This window comes from Staphylococcus sp. GDY8P47P, assembly GCF_016892225.1.
Classification (GTDB): Bacteria; Bacillota; Bacilli; order Staphylococcales; family Staphylococcaceae; genus Staphylococcus; species Staphylococcus borealis.
In genome coordinates this window covers 1-502 of sequence record NZ_JAFENV010000051.1, presented here as the reverse complement: position 1 = coordinate 502, position 502 = coordinate 1, and the positions used below count along the sequence as shown (strand labels likewise).

At 31.9% G+C, this 502-nt stretch carries 2 protein-coding genes; both read left to right on the top strand.

Features of this window, described 5'->3' with window-relative positions:
- Positions 1–75: SAUGI family uracil-DNA glycosylase inhibitor (locus JVV30_RS13505; RefSeq protein ID WP_343283869.1), on the top strand; the 75-nt coding region annotated here is incomplete at its 5' end.
- Positions 76–161: 86 nt separating this feature from the next.
- Positions 162–473 carry a DUF960 family protein gene (locus JVV30_RS12835; protein WP_204194348.1) on the top strand — a complete coding sequence of 104 codons (312 nt, stop codon included), beginning with the start codon at positions 162–164 and terminating at the stop codon, positions 471–473.
- Positions 474–502 lie beyond the last annotated feature (29 nt).

Sequence of the window (502 nt, the reverse complement as noted above, 5' to 3'; positions counted from 1 at the left end):
TACCTCACAGATACTAAAAATATAATTATTGATGAACGTCATTTACTAAGAGAAGGAGGGAATGACCATGAATAATTGGATCAAAGTGGCACAAATATCTGTTATAGTCATTAACGAAGTGATTGACATCATGAAAGAAAAGCAAAATGGAGGAAAATAGTATGCAAATCAATCGATATATCACAAGAGGCATTAGTGAACACTTATCTCTAGACCTTCAAATCTTACTTTGGAACATGGTAAAAGAACGGGACAATCAACCTCAGACAGATTACCTACACATTTTTAAACTACAAGAAGATGATAATATACTCTCAATCACACATGAACAAGAACAACCCGCATACAAATTGGAATATCACTATACAAACTATGTAAAAAATCAAAATGCATTACCTAAGAAAGTCTACGTCATCCGAGAAGATGATGTAGACGTTTTTTATTATGTGATGCTTTTACCAGAAGAATACTAAAGGAAGTAATGATATATGAATACAATTAA

Bases quoted from the DNA above. Each gene is read 5' to 3' on its own strand.
- JVV30_RS12835 (WP_204194348.1), top strand. From the start codon at position 162: ATGCAAATCAATCGATATATCACAAGAGGCATTAGTGAACACTTATCT.